The 23,115-nt window shown below is 37.3% G+C and carries 27 protein-coding genes; 5 read left to right on the forward strand and 22 right to left on the reverse strand.

Annotation, left to right across the window (positions count from 1 at the left end; all coding sequences use genetic code 11):
* Nucleotides 1-373: 373 nt before the first annotated feature.
* From ACOVQ4_RS21585 to ACOVQ4_RS21600, 4 genes are all read right to left on the reverse strand, one after another.
* Nucleotides 374-856, reverse strand: coding sequence for a hypothetical protein (locus ACOVQ4_RS21585; RefSeq protein WP_421822666.1), 483 nt, complete (start codon nt 854-856; stop codon nt 374-376).
* Complete coding sequence (locus tag ACOVQ4_RS21590) at nt 853-1,620, reverse strand: hypothetical protein (protein WP_421822667.1); 768 nt, start codon at nt 1,618-1,620, stop codon at nt 853-855. The genes ACOVQ4_RS21585 and ACOVQ4_RS21590 overlap by 4 nt, the downstream gene beginning before the upstream one ends.
* A gap of 69 nt (nt 1,621-1,689) precedes the next feature.
* Nucleotides 1,690-2,649, reverse strand: a complete 960-nt coding sequence (locus ACOVQ4_RS21595) for a hypothetical protein (protein ID WP_421822668.1) — start codon at nt 2,647-2,649, stop codon at nt 1,690-1,692.
* A 24-nt stretch (nt 2,650-2,673) separates the two neighbouring features.
* The gene (locus ACOVQ4_RS21600) at nt 2,674-3,210 is read right to left on the reverse strand and encodes a hypothetical protein (RefSeq protein WP_421822669.1); all 537 of its coding nucleotides are present in this window, start codon (nt 3,208-3,210) and stop codon (nt 2,674-2,676) included.
* Nucleotides 3,211-3,400: 190 nt separating this feature from the next.
* Here ACOVQ4_RS21600 and ACOVQ4_RS21605 point away from each other — a divergent pair, with 190 nt between their 5' ends.
* Nucleotides 3,401-4,573, forward strand: a complete 1,173-nt coding sequence (locus ACOVQ4_RS21605) for an acyltransferase family protein (RefSeq protein ID WP_421822670.1) — start codon at nt 3,401-3,403, stop codon at nt 4,571-4,573.
* Nucleotides 4,574-4,644: 71 nt separating this feature from the next.
* On the opposite strand, the gene gpmI is transcribed toward ACOVQ4_RS21605, so the two are convergent.
* From gpmI to eno, 5 genes are all read right to left on the reverse strand, one after another.
* On the reverse strand, nt 4,645-6,168 hold the full coding sequence (gene gpmI, locus ACOVQ4_RS21610; protein WP_421822671.1) for a 2,3-bisphosphoglycerate-independent phosphoglycerate mutase: 1,524 nt from the start codon (nt 6,166-6,168) through the stop codon (nt 4,645-4,647).
* Between the two features lie 149 nt (nt 6,169-6,317).
* A complete protein-coding gene (locus ACOVQ4_RS21615; protein ID WP_421822672.1) occupies nt 6,318-6,935 on the reverse strand; it encodes a DUF1684 domain-containing protein in 618 nt (205 codons plus the stop codon).
* Nucleotides 6,936-6,967: 32 nt separating this feature from the next.
* The gene (locus tag ACOVQ4_RS21620) at nt 6,968-7,501 is read right to left on the reverse strand and encodes a low molecular weight protein-tyrosine-phosphatase (protein WP_421822673.1); all 534 of its coding nucleotides are present in this window, start codon (nt 7,499-7,501) and stop codon (nt 6,968-6,970) included.
* 61 nt (nt 7,502-7,562) lie between these two features.
* Nucleotides 7,563-7,871, reverse strand: a complete 309-nt coding sequence (locus ACOVQ4_RS21625; RefSeq protein WP_421822674.1) for an FtsB family cell division protein — start codon at nt 7,869-7,871, stop codon at nt 7,563-7,565.
* Nucleotides 7,872-8,080: 209 nt separating this feature from the next.
* Nucleotides 8,081-9,358, reverse strand: a complete 1,278-nt coding sequence (eno, locus tag ACOVQ4_RS21630; RefSeq protein WP_421822675.1) for a phosphopyruvate hydratase — start codon at nt 9,356-9,358, stop codon at nt 8,081-8,083.
* Between the two features lie 213 nt (nt 9,359-9,571).
* Here eno and ACOVQ4_RS21635 point away from each other — a divergent pair, with 213 nt between their 5' ends.
* Entirely contained in the window at nt 9,572-10,285 is a 714-nt protein-coding gene (locus ACOVQ4_RS21635) for a thioredoxin domain-containing protein (protein WP_421822676.1), read from the forward strand.
* Nucleotides 10,286-10,521: 236 nt separating this feature from the next.
* Here the strand turns inward: ACOVQ4_RS21635 and ACOVQ4_RS21640 are convergent, their stop codons facing one another.
* The 3 genes from ACOVQ4_RS21640 to ACOVQ4_RS21650 all read right to left on the reverse strand — a co-directional run bounded on the left by ACOVQ4_RS21640 (nt 10,522) and on the right by ACOVQ4_RS21650 (nt 12,761).
* Nucleotides 10,522-11,127, reverse strand: coding sequence for a hypothetical protein (locus tag ACOVQ4_RS21640; RefSeq protein ID WP_421822677.1), 606 nt, complete (start codon nt 11,125-11,127; stop codon nt 10,522-10,524).
* A 41-nt stretch (nt 11,128-11,168) separates the two neighbouring features.
* A complete protein-coding gene (thiL, locus tag ACOVQ4_RS21645) occupies nt 11,169-12,194 on the reverse strand; it encodes a thiamine-phosphate kinase (protein ID WP_421822678.1) in 1,026 nt (341 codons plus the stop codon).
* 102 nt (nt 12,195-12,296) lie between these two features.
* Complete coding sequence (locus ACOVQ4_RS21650) at nt 12,297-12,761, reverse strand: hypothetical protein (protein WP_421822679.1); 465 nt, start codon at nt 12,759-12,761, stop codon at nt 12,297-12,299.
* A gap of 108 nt (nt 12,762-12,869) precedes the next feature.
* Between ACOVQ4_RS21650 and ACOVQ4_RS21655 the strand changes: the two genes are divergently transcribed.
* From ACOVQ4_RS21655 to ACOVQ4_RS21665, 3 genes are all read left to right on the forward strand, one after another.
* Nucleotides 12,870-13,100 carry a cytochrome b5 domain-containing protein gene (locus ACOVQ4_RS21655; RefSeq protein WP_421822680.1) on the forward strand — a complete coding sequence of 77 codons (231 nt, stop codon included), beginning with the start codon at nt 12,870-12,872 and terminating at the stop codon, nt 13,098-13,100.
* 77 nt (nt 13,101-13,177) lie between these two features.
* Nucleotides 13,178-14,026 (forward strand): N-acetylglucosamine kinase, encoded by an 849-nt coding sequence (locus tag ACOVQ4_RS21660; protein ID WP_421822681.1) that lies wholly within the window; start codon nt 13,178-13,180, stop codon nt 14,024-14,026.
* Nucleotides 14,027-14,246: 220 nt separating this feature from the next.
* The gene (locus tag ACOVQ4_RS21665; RefSeq protein ID WP_421822682.1) at nt 14,247-15,665 is read left to right on the forward strand and encodes a TonB-dependent receptor; all 1,419 of its coding nucleotides are present in this window, start codon (nt 14,247-14,249) and stop codon (nt 15,663-15,665) included.
* A 427-nt stretch (nt 15,666-16,092) separates the two neighbouring features.
* Here the strand turns inward: ACOVQ4_RS21665 and mnmD are convergent, their stop codons facing one another.
* The 10 genes from mnmD to map all read right to left on the reverse strand — a co-directional run bounded on the left by mnmD (nt 16,093) and on the right by map (nt 23,110).
* Nucleotides 16,093-16,743 (reverse strand): tRNA (5-methylaminomethyl-2-thiouridine)(34)-methyltransferase MnmD, encoded by a 651-nt coding sequence (gene mnmD, locus ACOVQ4_RS21670; protein WP_421822683.1) that lies wholly within the window; start codon nt 16,741-16,743, stop codon nt 16,093-16,095.
* Between the two features lie 82 nt (nt 16,744-16,825).
* Nucleotides 16,826-17,923 (reverse strand): glutamine-hydrolyzing carbamoyl-phosphate synthase small subunit, encoded by a 1,098-nt coding sequence (gene carA / locus ACOVQ4_RS21675; protein ID WP_421822684.1) that lies wholly within the window; start codon nt 17,921-17,923, stop codon nt 16,826-16,828.
* A gap of 236 nt (nt 17,924-18,159) precedes the next feature.
* The gene (gene rplQ, locus ACOVQ4_RS21680) at nt 18,160-18,678 is read right to left on the reverse strand and encodes a 50S ribosomal protein L17 (protein WP_421822685.1); all 519 of its coding nucleotides are present in this window, start codon (nt 18,676-18,678) and stop codon (nt 18,160-18,162) included.
* Nucleotides 18,679-18,823: 145 nt separating this feature from the next.
* The gene (locus ACOVQ4_RS21685) at nt 18,824-19,813 is read right to left on the reverse strand and encodes a DNA-directed RNA polymerase subunit alpha (RefSeq protein WP_095160731.1); all 990 of its coding nucleotides are present in this window, start codon (nt 19,811-19,813) and stop codon (nt 18,824-18,826) included.
* A 297-nt stretch (nt 19,814-20,110) separates the two neighbouring features.
* Nucleotides 20,111-20,716 (reverse strand): 30S ribosomal protein S4, encoded by a 606-nt coding sequence (gene rpsD / locus ACOVQ4_RS21690; RefSeq protein WP_421822686.1) that lies wholly within the window; start codon nt 20,714-20,716, stop codon nt 20,111-20,113.
* 143 nt (nt 20,717-20,859) lie between these two features.
* Complete coding sequence (rpsK, locus tag ACOVQ4_RS21695; protein WP_421822687.1) at nt 20,860-21,255, reverse strand: 30S ribosomal protein S11; 396 nt, start codon at nt 21,253-21,255, stop codon at nt 20,860-20,862.
* Nucleotides 21,256-21,342: 87 nt separating this feature from the next.
* A complete protein-coding gene (rpsM, locus tag ACOVQ4_RS21700) occupies nt 21,343-21,720 on the reverse strand; it encodes a 30S ribosomal protein S13 (RefSeq protein WP_421822688.1) in 378 nt (125 codons plus the stop codon).
* A gap of 74 nt (nt 21,721-21,794) precedes the next feature.
* The gene (gene rpmJ, locus ACOVQ4_RS21705) at nt 21,795-21,911 is read right to left on the reverse strand and encodes a 50S ribosomal protein L36 (RefSeq protein WP_044172008.1); all 117 of its coding nucleotides are present in this window, start codon (nt 21,909-21,911) and stop codon (nt 21,795-21,797) included.
* A 90-nt stretch (nt 21,912-22,001) separates the two neighbouring features.
* Nucleotides 22,002-22,220 carry a translation initiation factor IF-1 gene (gene infA / locus ACOVQ4_RS21710; RefSeq protein WP_421822689.1) on the reverse strand — a complete coding sequence of 73 codons (219 nt, stop codon included), beginning with the start codon at nt 22,218-22,220 and terminating at the stop codon, nt 22,002-22,004.
* 83 nt (nt 22,221-22,303) lie between these two features.
* The gene (gene map / locus ACOVQ4_RS21715; RefSeq protein WP_421822690.1) at nt 22,304-23,110 is read right to left on the reverse strand and encodes a type I methionyl aminopeptidase; all 807 of its coding nucleotides are present in this window, start codon (nt 23,108-23,110) and stop codon (nt 22,304-22,306) included.
* Nucleotides 23,111-23,115: the final 5 nt, after the last annotated feature.

Raw genomic sequence — 23,115 nt, forward strand, 5'->3', positions numbered from 1 at the left:
ACGTCGTACCTCGCCTGCTGAGGATGGATACGATGGTTTTTATATGGCTTGTTTGAAGAGAAAGTAGTAATATCTATAAAATATGAGTTATCCCGAATTTTGAATCCAGGATGATTCTATAAACTTCACTAAAAAAGCGGTCGAAAAATAATTTTCAACCGCTTTTTTCATATAACTCTGTTATCTCTGGCTCTGTTTTGGCTTAAAATATTAAGTTGGCACACAATATAAAATTTAATTTTTGAGCTTTCGGCTTTCAGCTGTGGGTAATCGGCAAAACCTAACTACCATTACTAAAAAACAATTTAACACTATGTGCCGCGTGCCTGTTGTCTTGTGCCTCACATCTAATTCTACACGATTACTTAAGAAGTTAAAAGAGTAGCCCTAATCTTTGGCTTACAGGTATTGTCAAATCCAGATACTCGAATCGTAGATTTTTACTTTCTTTTAATGGCTCCATCATACGAGAAAGAGCTTTTCTATCTTTTGTAATGAAGGCGTCAATCTCACGATTTTGAATTTGTGCAAAAAGCTTCAAATCATTGATAATTATCTTACGTTCTTCAATCTCTCTTAACGTTGTATTACCTTTTAGATCAGCAAAATATCCCCCTGCTATCTTGGCATCACCATAATCAAACTCAAGTACCTGAAAGGTATTCAAAGACAATAGATTATCGGGGTTGTCCGCTACAGCATATTCACTTACCACAATTGTAGACAAGTACATAATTATTCCATTCTCTAAGAAATACTTATAATACTCCAATACATGCTCATGGTATTCATCATTTGATTTAAGCAATCGTGTGACAAAAGAGTTATCAAGTAATACGCTATTGATATTTTTCATAATCCAAGAATCTTCAAATCTTCAATCCATTGATCGAGGTTCTGAATTTTGTTAAGGTTTGTAGAAGCTTTGGCTATTACTTTATTAAGTAAATCTTTATCAAAAACAGGTTTGTAATTAATAAACTCTAGCAGCTTTAAATCCAGCAATTTCCCATCTTCTACCCTTTTCTTACCCCGAACTTTTACACCGTAAAATTTATAGGTTTTCTTTTCTCCCTCCGCTATTTGCTCTTTAGTAGCCGACACGGTGAGATTCCCATATTTTTGTGTAGCAATATGTATATTGGGATTCTTACCACCTTCTTGATAGATTTCTCCATATAAGTAAAACTCACTTTCATAATAAGGAGGAACTAGCATTTCAAAGTTTGTTTGGGGAGTAATCGTCAAACTAGGTTTTTCAGTTTGAGAGCTTTTAAATTCAATGATATACTGAGCTTTAGAAGCTTTCTTCTGAAATCTATCTATAATCTCTTGTCGTCTATACTCTAAAAAATCTATCGTATTTCTCCTAGCAATTTCATTGAGCAAGGCATCAAATAGAAGTACTGCCGTTAATGGTAAAAAGAAACGATGTTTCGCTGAACCTGATTGAATATCATAGAAGATATGTGGACGCAGTTTTTTTTCGTCGCGAGAAGGATATAAAAAGGTTTCAATGTCAGATATCAATACTTTTAAATCATTAATATCAACATCTTTTGGAGATAAAGTTTGACTAACGTTATCTACACGAATTTCTATATGACCCTGTTCCTCCATTAGATACAACACATGCGTTAAAACTATTTTAAGTTAATAAAAATCTATCTTTTAATCAAATCCAATAACTTATCTTCCCACACCTACCTTCTTTAAATCTTCTGCTAGCTTTGCGGAAAAAACCTCCGCTCCTTTTTTATTGAGATGTTGAGAATTATAAAACCATTTCTTCTCAAAACATAATGAATCGTTGGTGTAATCTAAGAAAATACATCCGTATTTATTGACAGCATTTTGACACAGTGTATTAAACGCCTTTTTGTTTTTATAAAAAGGTTGTACTTCGTAATATTCTGGGGCATATACTAAAATAACTTTTATTCCTTTCTTTTGACAAAAACGGAGATATTCTTCAAAACTCGCCTTTACATCGCTCTCGATGGTATAATTGATGCCTTTAGGATATTTTTTCTTAAACTTTTCAAACTGATTATCCCACAAAATATCATTTCCTTTAAAGCCTTTGTATTTGTCGGTATGTGCCACATTTGTAGACCCAGCATAGCACTTGAAACCTTCCCATGCCAAATCCAAATCGTTGGCATACTTATACATCGGCATGTATTTCTGAAAACCACTAAACTCTCCTTTTATGCCTGATAGGTTGTTGAGCAAAAGTGGCTCGTTGAGGTAGGGTAAAAACTGTTGATAGTCTACCAAGTTTTTACGTTTTGCAAAGCCATACAAGTCTACATTGTGAACAATATATTTGGGAGCTTTATTATGTTCTAGATACAGCTTAAAGCGTGTCCACTGCATATCGAATCGCCATGCAGACATACCCAAATTATAAGAATTGAGGTGTAAGGTGCTATCAAGGATATAAGGAGAAATATGAAAAGCTGCTCGTGAAGAACCTAATACCAGCAAATCAGCATTGATTTTGGCATTAAAAAGCGCATTCCAATCGGCTAATACGGTATGGTTGGACTTTCGTAGCCCCGAATCGACCATATAAGCCATAAGACTCAAAACTAGCAATGGAACCGATATAATCAACGCTAGCTTAAGCCAAAACTTTTGTAACATACTATGATAATTGAAGATTGGACTTTACTGAATAGTTGCTTTGATTTGGTAGGCTTTTTTTTCACCAAAAACTAATTGCTGAAATCCATCAATTTCATAATGTTTCAATTGATTTTGCTCAAAATCAGCTTTAATTTCCTTTCTGGTTTTGTATAAATAATTTTCGTCCGACAACAATGCATATACCTGCTGAAGCTTTCCATTTTTCAGAATCAACTTTATTTGCTTCACTAATTGAGTTTCGGTAGGCTTGAGGGTATAGGTCACCAAAGAGTCATTTTGTAAAATTTGGTAGCTATTCAAAAAAGCGGGCTTATTCAAATCTGCTTGAATAAAAAAGTCCAACTCTTTTTCCCAATCCTGAATCACCTTTGTTTGTGTATCGGCAGTAGTACCAACCTTTACTGATTTTTGCACAGAAGGCTTACGTCCTGAAAGTTCTTTGATTTGTGTTTCGAAAGTACCTTTTAAGTCAAAATATTTATGATTGCTTTGCTCTACTTGCTGATTACAAGCCATTACAGAAAGCATTAAAAATAAACTAGCTAGAATGTTTTTCATGATACAAAATTAACACAAAAGCCTTTTATGTCGTTCCTTCTTCTAAGGTAATAATTCGAGCACGAGCAAAGAATGAGATAAAATGGTTTTCTTGTCTCCATGATTTTATCAAAAAACCTCTACAGTTCAGCATATTACCTATCAGAAATATCTTGGCATTTAGGTATATTGAGAGATAATCCCTAAACAAATGATATCTCAAAATCGACTTGCCTCCGCTGACATTTATCGTGGATTTGTCATGCTCCTTATGATGGCTGAAGTACTACATTTCGGCGACGTTTCAAAAGCGCTTCCTAATAGCTCTTTTTGGGCTTTTCTGGGGCATCACCAAGACCACGTCGAGTGGGTTGGTTGTGCTTTACATGATTTGATTCAGCCTTCATTTTCCTTTCTTGTTGGTGTGGTACTGCCATATTCGGTAGCAAACCGACTCAGTAAAGGAGGCTATTTTAATCAAGCACTTTGGCATACAATCAAACGCTCAATTATCTTAATTGCGCTCGGTATATTTTTACGTTCTCAATATAAAACACAAACGTATTTTACTTTTGAAGATACGCTAAGCCAAATTGGCTTGGGATACACCTTTTTATTTCTACTCGCTTTTCGTTCTCAAAAAGTGCAAATAATTGCTCTCATTACTATTCTAATAGGATATTGGTTGGCCTTCGCACTCTATCCTTTACCCGATGCCAACTTTAATTACTCCGATGCAGGTGTTACTAAAGACTGGGAGTATAATCTATCTGGATTTGCAGCACATTGGAACAAAAACACCAATTTAGCTTGGGCTTTTGACCGTTGGTTTCTCAATCTTTTTCCAAGAGAAAAACCATTCTTATTTAATGGAGGCGGTTATTCTACCTTAAGTTTTATTCCTACACTAGGAACCATGATTTTGGGATTATTGGCTGGTAATATTCTGTTGGCTAGTAGTTCTCCTCAAGAAAAACTAAAGCGTTTTTTAATCTTAGGAATATCGGGTTTAGTTTTAGGACTCGTACTAGATGCCTTAGGAATATGTCCAAATGTAAAACGTATCTGGACGCCTACTTGGGTAATATTTAGTGGGGGTTGGTGCTTTTTGCTATTGGCATTTTTTTATTGGGTGATTGATATTAAACAAACCACCGAGGCCTATTTTCTGAAAGTTATTGGTATGAATTCCATTGCAGCCTATTGTATTGCTGATGGATTAGGCGTTTATATCTCAAAATCACTGAAGATTCATCTAGGCGAAAATTACGCCAGTATTTTAGGAGATTCGTACCAGACCTTAATTCATGGCGGGTTGATGCTGTTAATTTATTGGCTGATTTTAAATTGGTTATATAAAAAGAAGATATTTATTAGGATATAGATTTCATATAAACAACAAATCCCCGTGTAAATCATATCTACACGGGGATTCTACAAAGCTTTTTTCTAAAATTACAACAAGCTTACACCTGTCATTTCTTTTGGCTGTGCTACGCCAATCAATTCCAAAATGGTTGGAGCAATATCGCCCAACTTACCATCTTTGATTGGTTTGTTGTATTCGTTATCTACCAAAATACATGGCACCAAGTTGGTTGAGTGCGCTGTGTTTGGCGAACCATCTTCGTTAATCATAAAGTCAGCATTACCGTGGTCGGCAATGATGATAAAAGAATATCCGTGTTTCAAACCAGCCTCTACCACTGCTTGCGCACATTGGTCTACTGTTTCTACGGCTTTCACTACAGCAGAGAAAACACCAGTATGTCCTACCATGTCAGGGTTTGCAAAGTTCAAACATACGAAGTCTACTTCTTCTTTTTCCAATTCAGGAATCAAAGCGTCACGTAATTCAGGAGCAGACATCTCTGGAGCCAAATCATACGTTGCTACTTTTGGAGAAGCACGCAAGATATTAGTTTGTCCTACGAAAGGCTCTTCGCGACCGCCAGAGAAGAAGAAAGTAACGTGTGGATACTTTTCTGTCTCGGCCATACGGATTTGTTTTTTGCCTGCATTCTGCAATACTTCACCCAAAGTCATTGGAATATTGCTATCGTCAAATACCACTTTTACTCCTTCAAATGACTTATCGTATTCGGTCATTGTCAAGTAGTACAAAGATAGTTTTTGCATATCTTGCTCAGGGAAATCACGTTGAGTTAGGGCTTGTGTAATTTCACGACCACGGTCGGTACGGAAGTTGAAGCAAAGCACTACGTCTCCCTCAGCAATAGTTGCCACTGGTGCGCCGTTTTCTTCTATGATAATTGGCTTGATAAACTCATCTGTTACACCAGCCTCATACGACGCAGCAATCGCATCAATTAAGCCAGAGGCGGCTACTTTTTCACCTGTACCTTTTACCATGGCATCATACGCCAACTTCACACGCTCCCAACGGTTGTCGCGGTCCATTGCATAATAACGTCCTGTTACCGATGCGATTTTTGTACCTGTAGTAGCAATATGCGCTTGCAATTCGGTCAAGAAAGCTACGCCCGATTTTGGGTCAGTATCACGACCATCTGTGAAAGCGTGAATATAAGCTTCTTCAACCCCTGCTGTGTTGGCTGCAGTACAAAGTGCCTTTAGGTGATTGATATGAGAGTGAACACCACCGTTTGATACCAAACCGATTAAGTGTACTTTTTTACCATTTGATTTTGCATATTCAAAAGCCTCTGCCAAAACTGGCTCTTGAGCCAATGTACCTTCGTCAACGGCTTTGTTAATTCTTACTAAGTTTTGGTAAACTACACGACCTGCACCCAAGTTCATGTGACCTACCTCTGAGTTACCCATCTGACCTGCTGGCAAACCTACGGCCAAACCTGAAGCTTCCAATTTTGAGTGTGGATACTTTGTATATAAAGAATCCATGAATGGCGTTTTAGCGGCTTCAATCGCCGATACCTCTGGCTTAGTACCGATACCCCAGCCATCCAAAATCATTAATACGACCTTCTTGTTCACGTAATTTTTTGGTTAATTGGTTATTATTATTTATTCAAGTCGCTTTTTTTAAAAAACGACCTTCAAAAGGGATTTTTATGCAAGTTAATCCTTTTTAGGGAAAATAGTCTTCGGCTTAAGCCCTAGTACCCTATCATTGCTCACTAGAATTAGTGATTATTACTCTTTTCTTTTAAAAACAATTTTTCACCTGCTTCTATTCTCACAGGAAGATGATTTTCTTTGGGCGGAATCGGACAGCTATATCCTTCACTAAAAGCACAATAGGGATTGTAAAGTTTATTGAAGTCCAAGGCTATTTTTCCGTCCTTAATATCCTTTGAGCTGGCATCTAAGTATCGTCCTGCGCCATAGGTTTCTTTGCCTGATGTTTGGTCTTTTACAGGAATAAACAAATAATCTCTATAGCGAGGTATTTGCATCAGCGCTAAACTACGGTAAATATTCAGTTTTAAAGCTTTGCCATGAATCTCAAAGCTCACCTCTCCATATTTAACATATTCCTTAATTTTTCCATTAGAAGTAGGAAACTTGAAGATAGTGCCATCGCTTATTTTGGAAAAATTTCCTACTACTTGATAAGAAGAATCGGGTTCGAAAAATTGGAGATATTGCAAATCGTCGGCTTTGAGTGGACTATTGGCTTCTTCCAGAAACGCTTTTTTGTATTTTTCACGAAAAACCGTTACTGAGTCTTTCCAAACTTGCGCATAAGTATTGGAGCCAATACATAAACCTATCCAAATAATTGTGATATATTTCACCATAACTAACTGTTTGGGGCATTTTATACACTGGCTTATTGCAAACCATGTGTTCTTACCAAAAAATCTAAAAATTCCTCTGCACAACGGCTCACAATTTGATAGACATTTTCAAAATCTTCATTTTGTCCATAATAGGGATCGGGAACTTCCGGAATTTTATAGTCATCAGGATTTACGGGGAAATCTCTATTAGGAATAGCCACCTCTGGGTCGAAGCGACGGTACATAAAACAAATATCGTCGGGTTGGTGCAAGCCCGTAGCTCGGTATGAAATAGACTGGATATTGTCCATGTTGTAATCATCCATACCAACGATATAATCAAACACAGAAAAGTCTTCTCCTGTCAATTTACGACAACGGTGCAGCAATTCGATTCCATGGCTACTAGCATTTTTACGAGTACGATGATCGGGCAATTCGCCAATATGATAGCTATGCGTAGCTGCTGAATCACATTGGATAACTCTTTGTAAATTTCTATTTTTTACGGCACGTCTGAATGTTTCCTCCGCAATCGGCGAACGACAAATATTTCCAGTACAAACAAACAGGACTTTAATCATATAGTTCAAAAAAGGGTAATAATTTTTTGGGTATTGCAATCTTGGTAAAATAAGGGGGTATTTATTTTTCTAGGGGTTGGTTATCCTCATCCACCAATATGTATAATTCTTCATGAGCTTTTTTCATTAAATACTTTTCCCTAGCATATTTTTCAATCAGTTTGGGATTACCTAGTACTTCTTCACGCTCTCGTTGTACCTCTTTGAGTTTTTCTTGATAATACTCCTTTTCATCCTCCAATCGACCAAGTTCTCTACTTCGAGTATACTGAGATATCATGTCGTTATCGTCAAATACAGACATCCATATTGTTAGAATAATTAAACTCAGCGTATAAAATCGGTATTTTGTGAACAATAAACGTATCATAGGATTATAAAGATTTTTAGAAACTGTAAAATTATCATATTTATTTGGCTATCAGTAAACCAAACCTTAGAATTTAAGATTCTCGAACGGTTCTCTTTCGTGATAGTTTCATTTCTCTTCAACAGATTAGAACGCAACTATTGCACAAGGTTAAAAAAAAAGACCAGCAAATTGCTTTGCTAGTCTTTTGATAAATAGGGATATTCCAATTAGAATTTCAAACCTGGGAAGTACGCGTTAGCGCCTAATTCTTCCTCGATACGAAGCAATTGGTTGTATTTAGCCATACGGTCAGAACGAGAAGCCGAACCAGTTTTGATTTGACCTGTGTTCAATGCTACTGCCAAGTCAGCAATTGTAGCATCTTCAGTTTCACCAGAACGGTGCGACATGATGTTTTTGTATGAATTACGTTTAGCCAAGTTGATAGTATCGATTGTTTCAGTCAAAGAACCAATTTGGTTTACTTTTACCAATACAGCGTTAGCTACACCTTTTTCGATACCCATTTGCAAACGTTTTACGTTAGTTACAAATAAGTCGTCACCTACTAATTGGCATTTGCTACCAATTAATCTAGTTTGCTCAGCCCAACCAGCCCAGTCATCTTCAGCCATACCATCTTCGATAGAGATAATTGGATATTTCTCTACCCAAGTTTGCCAGTAAGCAGCCATCTCCATAGAGTTCAATTGCTTACCATCAGACTTTTTGAATGTGTAAAGACCAGTTTCTTCGTTATAAAATTCAGAAGAAGCAGCATCCATTGCGATGAAGATTTCTTCACCTGGTTTGTAGCCAGCTTTTTCGATTGATTGCAATACGATTTCGATAGCCTCCTCGTTTGATTTGATGTTTGGAGCAAAACCACCTTCGTCACCTACGTTTGTAGAATAACCCTTAGATTTCAATACACCTTTCAAAGCGTGGAAAACTTCAGTACCCATACGCAAAGCGTGAGAGAAAGACTCAGCTTTTGCAGGCATTACCATAAACTCTTGGAAGTCGATTGAGTTATCAGCGTGTGAACCACCATTCAAGATGTTCATCATTGGTACTGGCAAAGTGTTTGCGTTTGTACCACCCACATAACGATATAGAGATAAACCAGACTCTTGAGCTGCTGCTTTGGCTACTGCCAAAGAAACACCCAAAATTGCGTTTGCACCCAACTTGCCTTTGTTAGCAGTTCCGTCGAGTTCAATCATCAATTTGTCGATAAGGTTTTGCTCTGTTACTTCGATGCCTAGAATTTCTGCAGCAATAGCTTCGTTTACGTTTTCTACGGCTTTCAATACACCTTTTCCAACATAAACTGATTTATCGTCATCGCGTAATTCAACAGCTTCGTGAATACCTGTAGACGCACCTGATGGAACAGCTGCACGGCCAAAAGCACCAGCTTCTGTGCGGATATCTACTTCTACTGTTGGATTACCACGTGAATCCAAGATTTGTCTAGCATGAACATACTGAATAGCACTCATCTTTTGTAATTTTTGTTTTTGGTTAAAAACTTGTGAATTTAGGGGAAATAATTCTTTAGATGCTTTTCTAATGAATTTGACTGTAAGTTCGTCAAATTTTCCTCTATCAACCCAGTAAAAAGGAATAATTTTCTCACAAAAATAAGTGTTTTTTCAAGATTCCTTGTACTTTTCCAATTGTTTCATAATCTAATAATGTCAATGCACAAAAAAATGAAAAATATTATTTCTAAAATCATATTATTTTCAATCGTTTATTTGGGTTTTTATAGTATTTCCCATTCACAAGTTTTGCCTGTAGAGGATTTTGAAAAAAAATATTCTGAATCTACTGGAGCTCAATTAATTGATGTACGCACTTCAGGCGAATATGGCGGCGGTCATTTGCCAAAAGCCCAAAACATTGATTACCGAAGTGCGGATTTTCAAGAAAAAATCAATACTCTCGACAAATCCAAGCCTGTGTTTGTCTATTGCTTATCAGGAGGACGTAGTGCTGCTGCCGCTGAGGCTTTCAAGAAAAATGGTTTTACCCAAGTTTATGACTTACAAGGTGGCTATTTGAAATGGACTACTAAACTAAAACCGATAGAAGGAAGTAAAGCCGTTTCTAATAATAAAGCCATCACCGATGCTGAACTTGACGCACTTTTGGCGCAACATTCTGTTGTAATTTTGGATTTTTTCGCTCCTTGGTGTGGTCCTTGTGTAAAAATGATGCCTGCCGTTGAGAAGCTAACCGAAGAATATAAAGGCAAAGTATTGATTATAAAAGTAGATGCAGATGCCAACCGTGCTATTATGACAAAATATCATATCGATGAAATCCCTACGTTTTTAATCTTTAAAGATGGTACACAAAAAATGCGCGCCATTGGATATCAGGAAGAATCTGCTTTGAAAAAATTATTTACGCAGTATTTGTAAAATGTAGATAATTTGCCATAAACATGAGTCATCTCTAATTTAGTGATTGAGCGGATGAGTGATTATGTAAAAATTTGTATTCTAATAGTAGAGACGCAATGATTGTGCCTTAAGCTGAATAAAATCTAGTATGGTAGCATCAAAAAAGCGGTTGAAAAATATTTTTCGACCGCTTTTTTGATGAAAATTTGGAGAATAACCCTAATCTTAAAATTCGGGATGACTCATGTTTCTTTTTACCTACAAACAAACATACTTACATAATTAGGTGAGCTTGAAGTTATTTGTTTTAACTTAAACTCTACACCGTCGTCTTGCAATACATTTTCGGCAATACTCTTGAGTTTTCCTGCTACCTTGGCTTCTTGTAACTCATGTCGTATCTGACAGCTTGAGATTTTTAAAGCGCTTTTCTTGGTACTTGTCAATGCCGATACCTTTACCTCATAAGAGGTTTTATCTTTCAGAACATCCGCCAAATCTTGAGCTACTGCTTTTTTAGGACTTTCATAAAAAATCTCGATTGTGTATTCGTCACTCGATGAGGTCAATGAGTTATGCGCCACGGCTTTCTTGGGACTCGTTTTTTTAGGTTTAGACACCACGATTGTATCCTCCGAAGTATCGGGCTTCAAGATAGAGGACACTCCCGAAACCACACCAAGAATTACAGTAACCCACATAAACAAGCGAATAGTTTTGATAATTTCGGGTCGTGGTTTGGGGCGACTACTTTCTCTAAACAACAAGAAATACGACAGTATGAATGCAATTGCACTCAAGCCTGTTACTCCATATTTTAAGAAAGAGCCTAATTCACTAACATTAATCTGCAATAACATGGCTAGAAATGATTGGATATTCAAAGGGTCCGTTGAAATTATTAAAAATGTTCGTAACCAGGAGCCGTCAACTTGACCAAGCTTCCTGATTTCATCATGATATGTGCGCCTTCTACTTCGTTAGTGATGTAACCAATTGGAGTAATCTCACTGATCTGCTCGATTTTGGGATAATCTTCTTGACTCACCGTAAACAGTAACTCATAGTCTTCACCGCCATTCAGTGCCGCTGTCATTGGACTAAAGTTCAATTCTGTTCCGGTCAAATACGTTTGATCGTCGATAGGCATTTTATCTTCAAAAATCACCCCACCAATACCCGAATTTTTACAGATATGAAGCAATTCTGCAGCCAGCCCATCCGATACATCAATCATGGCCGTTGGAATAAGGTCTAAGGCTCTGAGCTCATGAATCACATCCATACGAGCAGTAGGTTTTAATTGACGTTCTACCACATAATCTTTATCGCTTAGCTCAGGTTGCATATCTGGATTAGCCAAGAATACCTGTTTTTCTCTTTCTAATACCTGCAAGCCCATAAAAGCCGCCCCTAAATCACCTGTTACGCAAATGATATCTCCAGCTTTTGCATTGCTGCGATAAACGATTTGATGTACATCAGCCGTGCCAAGGACAGTAATCGAAATTGCTAGTCCACCTCTTGATGCTGAGGTATCGCCACCAATCAAGTCAATATTATATTCTTCGCAGGCAATTTTTATTCCTTCATAAAGTTCATCTATGGCCTCTACCGAAAAACGATTACTCAAGCCCAAGCTTACGGTAATCTGTTTTGGGATACCATTCATAGCAGCTATATCCGATACATTTACTGCCACAGCCTTATAACCTAAATGACGTAATGGCGTGTAAGCCAAGTCAAAATGTACCCCCTCCATCAATAAGTCCGTCGAAATCAATAGCTTTTTACCCTCTGTATCTACGACAGCAGCGTCATCACCAATACCTTTGATAGAGCTAGACAATACTAGCGGAAATTTTTCGGCGATTCTTTTAATCAATCCAAATTCGCCAATGGCACTCAATTCAGTTCTTGTTTCCATACTACAAAGTTAATCAGTCTTTTAGTGCCGAACAATTTTGTACTATATCAAAAAAGCCGCTCGACTTAGTCGAACGGCTTCAAAATAGATATTACGTTTGATTTAAGGATTGGTCAATTGATAATTAGCGATGGTATTACTCGCCTTGATATAAGACGTTGCTGTTTCAATTGTTACTGCAGTAGTCGTTGGAGTTCCAATAATTTTATACGCCAAAGTACCGTTTGTTCCTGTTGGTGCACCCGATGAACTCGTCAAGTTCGAAATCGTTAATGTAGTATTGTCGGTTGAGATAGACCATGTTCCTGTAAAAGTAGTACCATCTTTTTCGGTTAATTTGGCAGCTGTTTTACTAGTAAGGTCCAATTTGTAATTTGCATACCCAGGAGTTTTGTTGCTAGTGGCACTTTTGTCATAAACAATATCCGAACCCTCTTTTACAATTTTTGCGGTCCAGACACGTGTCAATTTTTCTTCAACAGTAGGTTCAGCATTTTTGCCTCCACACCCCCAAAGTGCTCCAGCGATTAATACGATTAAAGGCAATAGGGTCAATATTTTTTTCATAACCATTGTAAATTTTTATTTTTTTTGATAAAAATAGATAAAATTAGTTGAATTCAACAAAGAGATAATGAAATTTTGCAACCAATATTCTTCGATAAACAACTCGCTATGTTACCAAACTTCACCAAATCCCAACTCGCACTACGCAACGGCCAAGACCGTGAAGAAATTTGGATTGCTTATAAAGGTCTCATTTATGATGTTGGAAAATCTCGTCTTTGGAAAAATGGGAAACATTATGAGCACTGGGCTGGTCAGGATTTAACGCCCGAATTGAGCGATGCACCTCACAATGACTCCGTTTTTGAGAAGTTTACCGTTGTTGGTCAACTTGTTTAGTTTTTAATCAATATGACTGTTTTTTTCTATAAAAGGTTGTATGGAAATATTTTTTCCTTCAAAATAAACTAAAAACTATGATTTTAATTGCAGATAGTGGTTCTAGCAAAACCGACTGGCGCTTGATTGGTTCGGACGCCAGCATTCAACAAGTCAAAACTATTGGATTCAATCCATATTATCAAGATAGTGCATCTATTGCAGATGAACTAAAACTGCATCTTTTACCTAAAATTAATGAACCCATAACTGAAATTTATTATTACGGAACTGGAATTACCAATCTCGAAAAATCTCAAGTATTAATAGATGCGTTTAATTCGGTATTTCGAGAATGCCCCAAAGCTTATGTACATAACGACATGCTTGGCGCTGCCAGAGCACTTGCTGGGCATCACACAGGGATTGTGTGTATATTGGGTACAGGTTCAAATTCTTGTTTTTATGATGGCGAACAAATCGCGCATCAGATTCCCCCACTAGGATTTTGGTTAGGCGACGAAGGTAGCGGTGGATATTTAGGCAAGCAATTGGTTTTGTCTTATTTACACAAAGAACTCCCTACCGAACTCAGAGAAAAATTTGAAAAGCGGTACGGAGCCAAAGATCGCCTTGAGATTTTGGACAACGCCTATCACAAGCCTTTTCCGAATCGCTACTTTGCTTCATTTTCAAAATTCTTATTCGACAATCGACAACATCCTTTTATTTATCGTTTAGTATTTGAGGCTTTTACGGCATTTTTTGAAAAATATCTGCTCAAGTATCCAGCTATTCATCAATGTAAAATACACTTTACAGGCTCGGTAGCCTTTTATTATTCGGATATCCTCCGTCAAGTGGCTAATAGCAAAGCATGTACTGTAGGAATTATTGCCGAAACACCAATTGCAGGGCTCACCTTATACCATCAACAAACTAATTAAGAAGGAGTTATGTTTATGAGTTATGATAATTCCAATACAAAATTGACCTTCTATTGCGTCTTTTATTTATTCGATATTGTAGTTTTGATTTTCTGAAGATTTTTTTAATAAAAATTGTATCTTTTTAAGAAAACAGATTAAAACTAGGGTTATTTATATAAATTAGTAGAGAATTTCGGTTATCTTTATACAACCAGTCAACGCAAACTATCAACTGTTAATGATTACTTACGATAAAAATTTAGGCACCAAACAAAAAGCTCTGCGTATCAACCTAGACCGTCGAATTTACGGTTCTTTTGCTGAGATTGGAGCTGGACAAGATGTAGCCGCAAACTTTTTTAAAGCTGGTGGTGCATCGGGTACTATTGCCAAAACTATCTCTGCTTACGATATGGCATTTTCAGATGCTATTTACGGAGAAGAAGCCTCAGGTAGATATGTGTGTGAACCTCGCTTGGTAAAGATGCTCAATCGCGAATACAAACTTCTGAATGTTCGTCTTACTGAAAGTGCCTCCGAAAAAATGTTTTTTGCTTTTGCCGATACAGTAGCGGCTTTGAACTACCAAAAAACAAACGACCCTCACGGATGGATTGGATTGCGTTTTCAGCTTCGTCCCGATTCTGAACCTAATGACGTGATTATCCACGTTCGTATGAAGGATAACGACAACGTTCTACAGCAACAAGCATTGGGTGTTATTGGTGTAAACTTGGTATATGGTTGTTTCTTTTATCACGAACAACCCGAAATTCTTTTGCAGTCTTTAATGGACGACCTCCATACCGACCGTATCGAGATTGACATGATACGCTTTGCAGGCCCTGATTTTGCCGAAGTTGATAATCGATTGATGTCTTTATATTTGGTAAAAAAAGGCTTTACCAATGCAGCATTGTTTGGCCCTGATGGTAACGTAATGAACCCTTCTGAAGCTTTCTACAAAAAACATATTTTGGCTGTACGTGGGCGTTTCCGTCCTGTAACCAATGTATTTGTAGATATGTTGAAAAAAGGACAGATGCAGTTCGAAAATGAGCCCGACGTAGATGATGATAAAGTGGTTGTTCTTTCGGAGCTTACCTTAAGAAGCTTGCAAAGTGGTGATGAAGAAATCAACGAAAAAGACTTTCTTGACCGCGTAGATATTTTATGTTCACTCGGGCAGACTGTACTCATTTCAAATTTCCATGAGTATTATAAGCTCATTTCTTACCTAAGCCGATTTACTAACAAACGTATGGCTTTGATTATGGGTATGCCAAACCTTGCTTATATTTTTGAAGAAAAGCATTATCAAAACCTTACAGGCGGGATTTTGGCAGCTTTTTCTACTTTGTTTGGTCCCAAAATTAAACTTTATCTGTATCCAACGCTCGACGCAGATGGTACTGTGGTAACCTCCAAAGAATTCAGCCCTCCGACACATTTGAGGGGATTGTTCCAATACATGCTCGATAATGACAAATTTGAAGATGTATTAAACTACGACAAAAATCTATTGAGTATTCACACCGATACGATGCTCAAAATGATTCAATCGGGCGAAAGTGGCTGGGAAGATTATGTTCCGAAGAGTGTAGCCAAAATGATTAAAGAAAATTGCTTATTTGGCTTTCCTTGCCAAGTAGAATAAATATTTAGAGCCTTTAGTCGTGTACAAAGTATTCTAAAAATGTCTATTTCGGATGTGGGATTTCGGAAGTTTAAGTTGCTATTTTTTATAAAAATAAAAGTATTTTACTTTACTTCCGAAATCAGAAATCCGCAATTATTGAAAGTCCTTAGTACAGTTCTGATGAGGTATTCCACATTTCAAGATTAGGATTATCATTTAAGTTTTCGTACAAAATCAGATTTCACTTGAGTACTTTAGGCTGTAAGCTGTAAGCCGCAAGCCTTAGGCAAAAGGTCTTTATACTTTTATAAAAAAACCTTTTTTCTCGTGCTTTCGGCTTTCAGTCTTGGGCATTCGGCAAAACATATCTATTGTTACTAACAAACAATTTAACACTCCTTGCCTTGTGCCTGTTGCCTTGTCCCTAAAATCTAATTTTGCTCTTTTACTTAATAGCTCTTAATACTTCTCTTTTAAATGGTGGTCCTGGATGCTTTTCTACTTTAAAACCAGCAGCCTGCAAAGCTTTTCTGACTACAGATTTTGAGCAATATGTCGTTAGTATTCCACCAAGGTTCATGGCATTATAAATCTTTCGAAAAATTTCTTCCGACCACAATTCTGGTTGAGCTGTTGGAGCATAAGCATCAAAATATACCAAATCGATTTTCTGAGAAAATTGGTAATTCAGTAAATCTTCTTTCACCTTCGTCAACCAAAATTCTTCTTGCAAAACAGATTTTTGATTCCAAGGATATAGGTGGATTGGCTGTAACAAATCAGTGTTTAACAAGGTATCGTAATTCAAAACCTCAAATTCTTCTTTTTTTAAAGGAAAAGCCTCAATTGTAGTATAGTCTATCCTAAAATTATTTTTTAAGGCTTCCAAGGCCGTTAAAAGCACGTTGAGTCCCGTTCCAAAGCCCATTTCGAAGATATTAATTTGCTTTTTTGTCTCTGCGATTTTCATTAATCCCAGCTCAATAAATATATGCCTTGATTCCTGAATAGCACCATGTACAGAATGATGCCATACCCCAAGCTCAGGATTATACAAGGTATGCGAACCATCTTTGGTAATCACTAACTCTATCATACTATTTGAATCCAATATAGAAATCCTCGGTTGAATCATTATAGATAAAAAAAGCGGTTCGAAATTCGAACCGCTTACAATTTTATAACATTTCCACAAAAGAATCAAATAGATATCTTGAATCATGCGGACCGGGAGATGCTTCAGGGTGGTGTTGTACCGAAAATGCGGGTTTATCAACACGACGCAAACCTTCTACAGTTTTATCGTTCAAGTTGATGTGGGTCAACTCAACGTTAGGGTTAGCCTCCAATTCTTCCATTTTAACCGCAAAACCATGGTTTTGAGAAGTAATTTCAGATAAACCTGTAATCAAGTTTTTCACAGGGTGATTTAAGCCACGGTGACCATTTTTCATTTTGTAGGTTGATAAACCAGAAGCTTGCGCTAGGATTTGGTGTCCAAGACAAATACCAAAAGTAGGTTTTTCATTATCTACAATTTCTTTTACGGTTTCTACCGCATAAGGCATTACGGCAGGGTCGCCAGGGCCATTAGAGATAAAGTATCCATTTGGAGACCAAGCCTCCATTTCAGCAAAAGAAGTCTTTGCAGGAAATACTTTCAAATAGCATCCTCTATCTGTCAAGTTAGACAAAATACTTTTCTTTACACCAAGGTCAAGCACAGCTACCTTTTTCTCAGCGCTTTCATCGCCTAAGAAATAAGGTTCTTGAGTACATACCTGAGAAGATAACTCCAAACCTTCCATTGGTGGAATCTTAGCTAACTCTGCTTTTAGGGCTTCGATTTCTAAAATTTCAGATGAAATGATACAGTTCATCACACCCTTTTCGCGGATATGTCTTACGATTTGACGAGTGTCAATTCCTGAAATACCTACGATACCCGCCTTTTCGAAATACTCTTGTAAAGAACCATCAGCAGTCTTACGTGAGTGAATTGGCGAAAATTCATTACAAACCATCCCTGCAATCTTTACGGAAGCTGATTCTTCTTCAAGCTCGTTGACTACACCATAGTTTCCTATGTGAGAGGTTGTGTTTACAATTACCTGACCAAAATACGATGGATCTGTATAAATTTCTTGATACCCAGTCATCCCCGTATTGAAGCAGATTTCGCCGCCACTAGTCCCGATTTTTCCGAGGGCATTGCCTCTAAAAACTGTGCCGTCTTCCAACAATAAAACCGCTGGTTGGCTTTGTGTTACTTTCATTGGTTGCTCTTTGGTTAAAAAATTATGCAAAGTTAAGCGAAAATGAATAAAAATGAAGAGATTTTGTCATCAAGTCCCTGTATACCATGACAATTTAAAAATTGCGAATGATATTTATCATTTTCCCATTGAAATATAGAATTATTAAGAGTTTAGGTGGAACTGCTCAAAAAATGGCGCAAAAAAAAGCCTCAATCAAAAACGATTGAGGCTTTTATGTCAGGACTACATCATGACTATTCTTCTGTTTTCTCTTCAGCAGCAGGAGCTTCAGGAGCTTCCTCTACAGCTGGAGTTTCAGCAACTACTTCAGCAGCAGGAGCATCAGCTTTCTTAGAAGAACGACGGCTACGACGAGTTTTGGTAGCTTTTTCAGCAACTGCGGCCAATAAAGTTTCGTTGAAATCAACTAACTCAATTAAGCAAATATCAGCGTTGTCACCAAGACGATTTCCTAACTTGATAATTCTTGTGTATCCACCTGGGCGGTTAGCAACTTTTTCAGAGATAGTACCGAAAAGTTCTTTAACTGCTTCTTTGTTTTGCAAGTAAGAGAACACAACACGACGGCTGTGAGTATCGTCAGTCTTTGATTTAGTAATCAAAGGTTCAACGTACTTTCTTAATTCTTTAGCTTTTGCAACTGTAGTTTCGATTCTTTTGTGAAGAATCAAAGAAGAAGCCATGTTTGATAACAAAGCGGCTCTGTGAGAGGCTGTTCTGCCTAAGTGGTTGAATTTTTTTCCGTGTCTCATTGTTTCGTAAGTTGAAAGCGAAAACGAATTTCGCTGCGGTTAGGTAGCGTTTGAGGCTCCCACCTATTACTACTAATTGTAATTGGAGTGCAAAGTTATACAAACTATAAAATCTTACCAAGTATAACTTTGCATTTCCTTATTATTAATCTTCATCCAAACGGTAGCGAGCTACGTCCATACCAAAGTGAAGACCTTTTTCTTCTACCAATTGTTCCAATTCGGTTAATGACTTCTTACCGAAGTTACGGAATTTCATCATATCAGAAATTTCCAATTTAACCAAATCGCCTAAAGTTCTAACGTCTGCTGATTTCAAACAGTTGTAAGCACGAACTGACAAATCAAGGTCTGCCAATGGTGTCTTCAACAGTTTTCTCATGTGAAGCATTTCTTCATCCACTACATTTTCATCCTCAGCTTTCATAGCTTCGAACGTCATTGTTTGGTCAGAGAACAACATGAAATGCTGAATCAATATATACGCTGCACCTTTCAAAGCATCCTCTGGGTGAATCGAACCATCAGTTTCGATATCCAGGATTAACTTTTCGTAGTCAGTTTTTTGTTCTACACGTGTGTTTTCTACACTAAACTTCACGTTTTTAATTGGAGTGTAGATAGCATCAATTGGGATATGACCAAATGGAGGCTCTACATTACGAGGCTCGTCAGCAGGAACATAACCACGACCTTTTTCAACGATTATCTCCATTTCAAACTCTTTCGATTCGTCCAAGTTACAGATTACTAAATCTGGATTAAGGATTTCGAAGTAGTTTGTAAATTTGTTAATGTCTCCAGCAGTCAACGTAGTCTGACCCTTTACTCTAACATTGATTTTGTTTTCAAGGATTTCCTGAGTTTTCTTGAAGCGAACTTTTTTCAAGTTCAAGATAATTTCAGTCATATCCTCAATAACACCCTCAATAGCAGAGAACTCGTGCAATACTCCACCTACTTTCACGCTAGTGATAGCGTAGCCTTCAAGTGAAGACAACAAGATTCTACGAAGTGCGTTACCGATTGTAACGCCATAGCCTTTTTCGAGAGGCTTAAACTCAAATAACCCGTGAAAGTCGTCAGCTTTCTCCATAACGACTTTGTCGGGCATTTGGAATGCTAATATTGACATATTTCGTAGCTTAATTTATCTTAGATTTTTAAGAATAGAGTAATCGAGCGTAATATACTAAATAACTTCGTGAGTTTTAGGAATTTGAGGAGTATTTTTTGAGAAAAATCTTGACAAAATTGTTTTTTTTTATTATAATACAATTTTCAAAGCAAGAATTATAATCGCAATTACTCTAGTCCGTTTTATAAAATATCGAATACCAAGTAAATTGATATTCGATATTTATACCTAACAAAGCTTTTCGTATTTACAACTAACAAAACAAGTGGATTATTAGTTTTGTAAATGCTACGATTACTTCGAGTAAAGCTCGACGATTGCCTGCTCGTTGAAGTTTTCAGGAATGTCACTTCTCTCTGGGTAAGAAAGGAATTTACCAGTCAAAGTAGATGCTTCCCACTCCAACCAGTTAAAACGCTTACCTGCTCTTCCAGAAAGAGAGTTAGTAATAACTTCTAATGACTTCGATTTTTCACGAACACCAACTAATTGTCCTGGCTTTAATGAATATGATGGGATGTTAACAATCTCTCCGTCAACAATGATATGCTTGTGGATAACCAACTGGCGTGCAGCACGACGAGTTGGAGCAATACCTAAACGGTAAACTGTGTTGTCAAGACGTGCTTCACAAAGTTTCAAAAGGTTTTCACCTTTGATACCTTCTCTTACGGCAGCTTTATGGAAAAGGTTCTCGAATTGTTTTTCAAGAATACCATAAGTGTATTTCACTTTTTGTTTTTCTTTCAACTGCAAAGCATATTCTGATTGCTTCGCACGTTTTCCTTTTCCGTGTTGACCTGGACCGTAGTTTTTGCGTGACAACGCTTTGCTTGGACCTAAGATTGGCTCACCGAAACGACGAGCAATTTTTGATTTTGGACCTGTGTATCTTGCCATTTTTTGAAATAAATTGAGTCAATGAGCCACTTTTGCTCAATGAAGTAATTAAGTTATTGGAAACATGAAAACGAAGGGTAATAATTACTAATTACCCTTCGTAATGCCTTTCGAAAAGTGTTACAAAATGTAAGCACTTTATACTATACTCTACGACGTTTTGGAGGACGACAGCCGTTGTGAGGAAGTGGAGTGATATCTTTGATAGATAACACCTCAATACCAGCATTAGCTACAGTTCTGATAGCTGATTCACGACCAGCACCTGGGCCTTTAACAAAAACCTCTGCTTTCTTCATACCAGCTTCAACAGCTACAGCAGCACAGTTGCTAGCCGCAGTTTGAGCAGCATAAGGAGTGTTTTTCTTAGAGCCTTTGAAGCCCATTTTACCAGCTGAAGCCCAAGAAATAACTTGTCCTTGGCTATTAGTGATAGAGATGATGATATTGTTAAAAGAAGCTTTGATGTGTACTTGGCCTACTGGCTCTACAATCACAACTCTCTTTTTTGCTTTATCTTTTCTTTTAGCTTGTGCCATTTTAAGAGTTTGGTTAATAATGCGCTATACCGAGTTTTTCAAACTAAATTGAATCTTGGGTACGTCAGTGCTACATTATATTAATGATTACTTAGTAGCTTTTTTCTTGTTAGCAACTGTCTTACGTTTACCCTTACGAGTACGAGAGTTGTTCTTAGTTCTCTGACCACGTAAAGGAAGTCCTTTACGGTGACGAAGACCACGGTAGCAACCAATGTCCATCAAACGCTTAATGTTCAACTGGATTTCAGAACGAAGTTGACCTTCAGTTTTGAATTCAGCTGCGATGATGTTACGGATGGCACTAGCTTCCTCATCGTTCCACTCACCGGCTTTCTTATCTAAAGAGATACCAGCTTGTGTTAAAATTTTCTGAGCAGTGCTACGACCAATACCGAAGATATAGGTCAAAGCGATTTCGCCTCTTTTTTTATCGGGAATATCAACCCCTGCAATACGAGCCATATTGTTCTAAAGCTTTTTTAGTTTTTTAGGGAATTTAAGTAAAGTAATTTCGCAACTACCCAACTCAAATACTATTACCCTTGTCTTTGTTTAAACTTTGGATTTTTTTTGTTAATAACGTAAAGTTTGCCATTACGACGAATTACTTTACATTCAGCACTACGCTTTTTGATAGACGCTTTAACTTTCATTGTAGTATTGTCTTATAAGTTGTCAATTCATTCTGACAGTACCTAAGCATGAGCTTTTGCAAACTGCCCAGCTAATCGCCAACTGTCTTTTTATTTGTAACGATACACGATTCTTGCTTTTGACAAGTCGTAAGGTGACATTTCTAGTTTCACCTTATCTCCTGGTAAAATTTTAATGTAATTCATTCTCATTTTACCAGAAATATGGGCAATCACTTGATGAGTATTCTCTAACTCCACTCTAAACATAGCGTTAGAAAGTGCCTCTACGATAGTACCATCAACTTCAATGGATGATTGTTTTGCCATAAAATTGTTTTATTTGTTAGTCGTAATCCGCGTGATAAATGAATTTGTACGAGTCAACGATTAACAACTACTTCTAAAGGTGGTTAGATTTCAACCAAGTATTCATTTGCCTTAACAACTTCTTCGATAAACTCAAAAGTGGTCAAAATCTTAGCTTGGTCTTTACTAACTGCAACTGTATGTTCAAAATGAGCTGAAGGTTTTCGATCTTGGGTTCTAATTGTCCAGTAATCGCTTTCTTGATGTATAGCTCTTTTCCCTAAATTAATCATAGGTTCAATGGCTATTACCATGCCTTCTTTCAATTTTGCTCCATCGCCTCTTTTTCCGTAGTTGGCTACCTCTGGACCCTCATGAAGTGATTTACCTACACCATGCCCAACAAGTTCTCGCACAACTGTAAATCCTGCTTTCTCGCAATATGACTGAATAGCAAATCCAATATCCCCAATTCTTTTGCCAGCTACAGCTTGTGCGATACCTAAGTATAACGATTCTTTAGTGACACGTAAGAGTTGAAGCGTTTCTTCTTTGACATTGCCTACTGCATAAGTATATGCACTGTCTGCGTGAAAGCCATTCTTATAAACTCCGCAATCAATTGAAATGATGTCTCCGTCTTTCAATTCATAATTATTGGGAATACCATGAACAACGACATCGTTTACCGAAATACATAATGAAGCTGGGTACTTATGACCTCCCACATTATAATTCAAGAAAGAAGGATGTGCTCCATTATCCTTGATATATTCGAAAGCAATTTTATCGAGTTCCTTTGTTGTTATACCAGGTTTAATGGCTTTGGCAACTTCGGCATGGGTTTTTCCCAGAATTACTCCATTAGTACGGATAATTTCTAACTCTGAAGATGTTTTTAAATAAATCATCTGTT

The sequence above is a fragment of the Flectobacillus sp. genome, from assembly GCF_049240685.1.
Lineage (GTDB): Bacteria > Bacteroidota > Bacteroidia > Cytophagales > Spirosomataceae > Flectobacillus.

Coding starts and splice junctions, on each gene's coding strand:
- ACOVQ4_RS21605 (WP_421822670.1), top strand. CDS start 3,401: ATGATATCTCAAAATCGACTTGCCTCCGCTGACATTTATCGTGGATTT.
- ACOVQ4_RS21660 (WP_421822681.1), top strand. CDS start 13,178: ATGATTTTAATTGCAGATAGTGGTTCTAGCAAAACCGACTGGCGCTTG.
- mnmD (WP_421822683.1), bottom strand. CDS start 16,743: ATGATAGAGTTAGTGATTACCAAAGATGGTTCGCATACCTTGTATAAT.
- rpsM (WP_421822688.1), bottom strand. CDS start 21,720: ATGGCTCGTATTGCAGGGGTTGATATTCCCGATAAAAAAAGAGGCGAA.
- rplQ (WP_421822685.1), bottom strand. CDS start 18,678: ATGAGACACGGAAAAAAATTCAACCACTTAGGCAGAACAGCCTCTCAC.
- carA (WP_421822684.1), bottom strand. CDS start 17,923: ATGAAAGTAACACAAAGCCAACCAGCGGTTTTATTGTTGGAAGACGGC.
- eno (WP_421822675.1), bottom strand. CDS start 9,358: ATGAGTGCTATTCAGTATGTTCATGCTAGACAAATCTTGGATTCACGT.
- ACOVQ4_RS21620 (WP_421822673.1), bottom strand. CDS start 7,501: ATGATTAAAGTCCTGTTTGTTTGTACTGGAAATATTTGTCGTTCGCCG.
- ACOVQ4_RS21585 (WP_421822666.1), bottom strand. CDS start 856: ATGAAAAATATCAATAGCGTATTACTTGATAACTCTTTTGTCACACGA.
- ACOVQ4_RS21650 (WP_421822679.1), bottom strand. CDS start 12,761: ATGAAAAAAATATTGACCCTATTGCCTTTAATCGTATTAATCGCTGGA.
- ACOVQ4_RS21590 (WP_421822667.1), bottom strand. CDS start 1,620: ATGGAGGAACAGGGTCATATAGAAATTCGTGTAGATAACGTTAGTCAA.
- rpsK (WP_421822687.1), bottom strand. CDS start 21,255: ATGGCACAAGCTAAAAGAAAAGATAAAGCAAAAAAGAGAGTTGTGATT.
- ACOVQ4_RS21600 (WP_421822669.1), bottom strand. CDS start 3,210: ATGAAAAACATTCTAGCTAGTTTATTTTTAATGCTTTCTGTAATGGCT.
- ACOVQ4_RS21635 (WP_421822676.1), top strand. CDS start 9,572: ATGAAAAATATTATTTCTAAAATCATATTATTTTCAATCGTTTATTTG.
- ACOVQ4_RS21655 (WP_421822680.1), top strand. CDS start 12,870: ATGTTACCAAACTTCACCAAATCCCAACTCGCACTACGCAACGGCCAA.
- ACOVQ4_RS21640 (WP_421822677.1), bottom strand. CDS start 11,127: ATGTTATTGCAGATTAATGTTAGTGAATTAGGCTCTTTCTTAAAATAT.
- rpsD (WP_421822686.1), bottom strand. CDS start 20,716: ATGGCAAGATACACAGGTCCAAAATCAAAAATTGCTCGTCGTTTCGGT.
- map (WP_421822690.1), bottom strand. CDS start 23,110: ATGATTTATTTAAAAACATCTTCAGAGTTAGAAATTATCCGTACTAAT.
- ACOVQ4_RS21615 (WP_421822672.1), bottom strand. CDS start 6,935: ATGGTGAAATATATCACAATTATTTGGATAGGTTTATGTATTGGCTCC.
- rpmJ (WP_044172008.1), bottom strand. CDS start 21,911: ATGAAAGTTAAAGCGTCTATCAAAAAGCGTAGTGCTGAATGTAAAGTA.
- ACOVQ4_RS21625 (WP_421822674.1), bottom strand. CDS start 7,871: ATGATACGTTTATTGTTCACAAAATACCGATTTTATACGCTGAGTTTA.
- thiL (WP_421822678.1), bottom strand. CDS start 12,194: ATGGAAACAAGAACTGAATTGAGTGCCATTGGCGAATTTGGATTGATT.
- ACOVQ4_RS21685 (WP_095160731.1), bottom strand. CDS start 19,813: ATGTCAATATTAGCATTCCAAATGCCCGACAAAGTCGTTATGGAGAAA.
- ACOVQ4_RS21665 (WP_421822682.1), top strand. CDS start 14,247: ATGATTACTTACGATAAAAATTTAGGCACCAAACAAAAAGCTCTGCGT.
- ACOVQ4_RS21595 (WP_421822668.1), bottom strand. CDS start 2,649: ATGTTACAAAAGTTTTGGCTTAAGCTAGCGTTGATTATATCGGTTCCA.
- infA (WP_421822689.1), bottom strand. CDS start 22,220: ATGGCAAAACAATCATCCATTGAAGTTGATGGTACTATCGTAGAGGCA.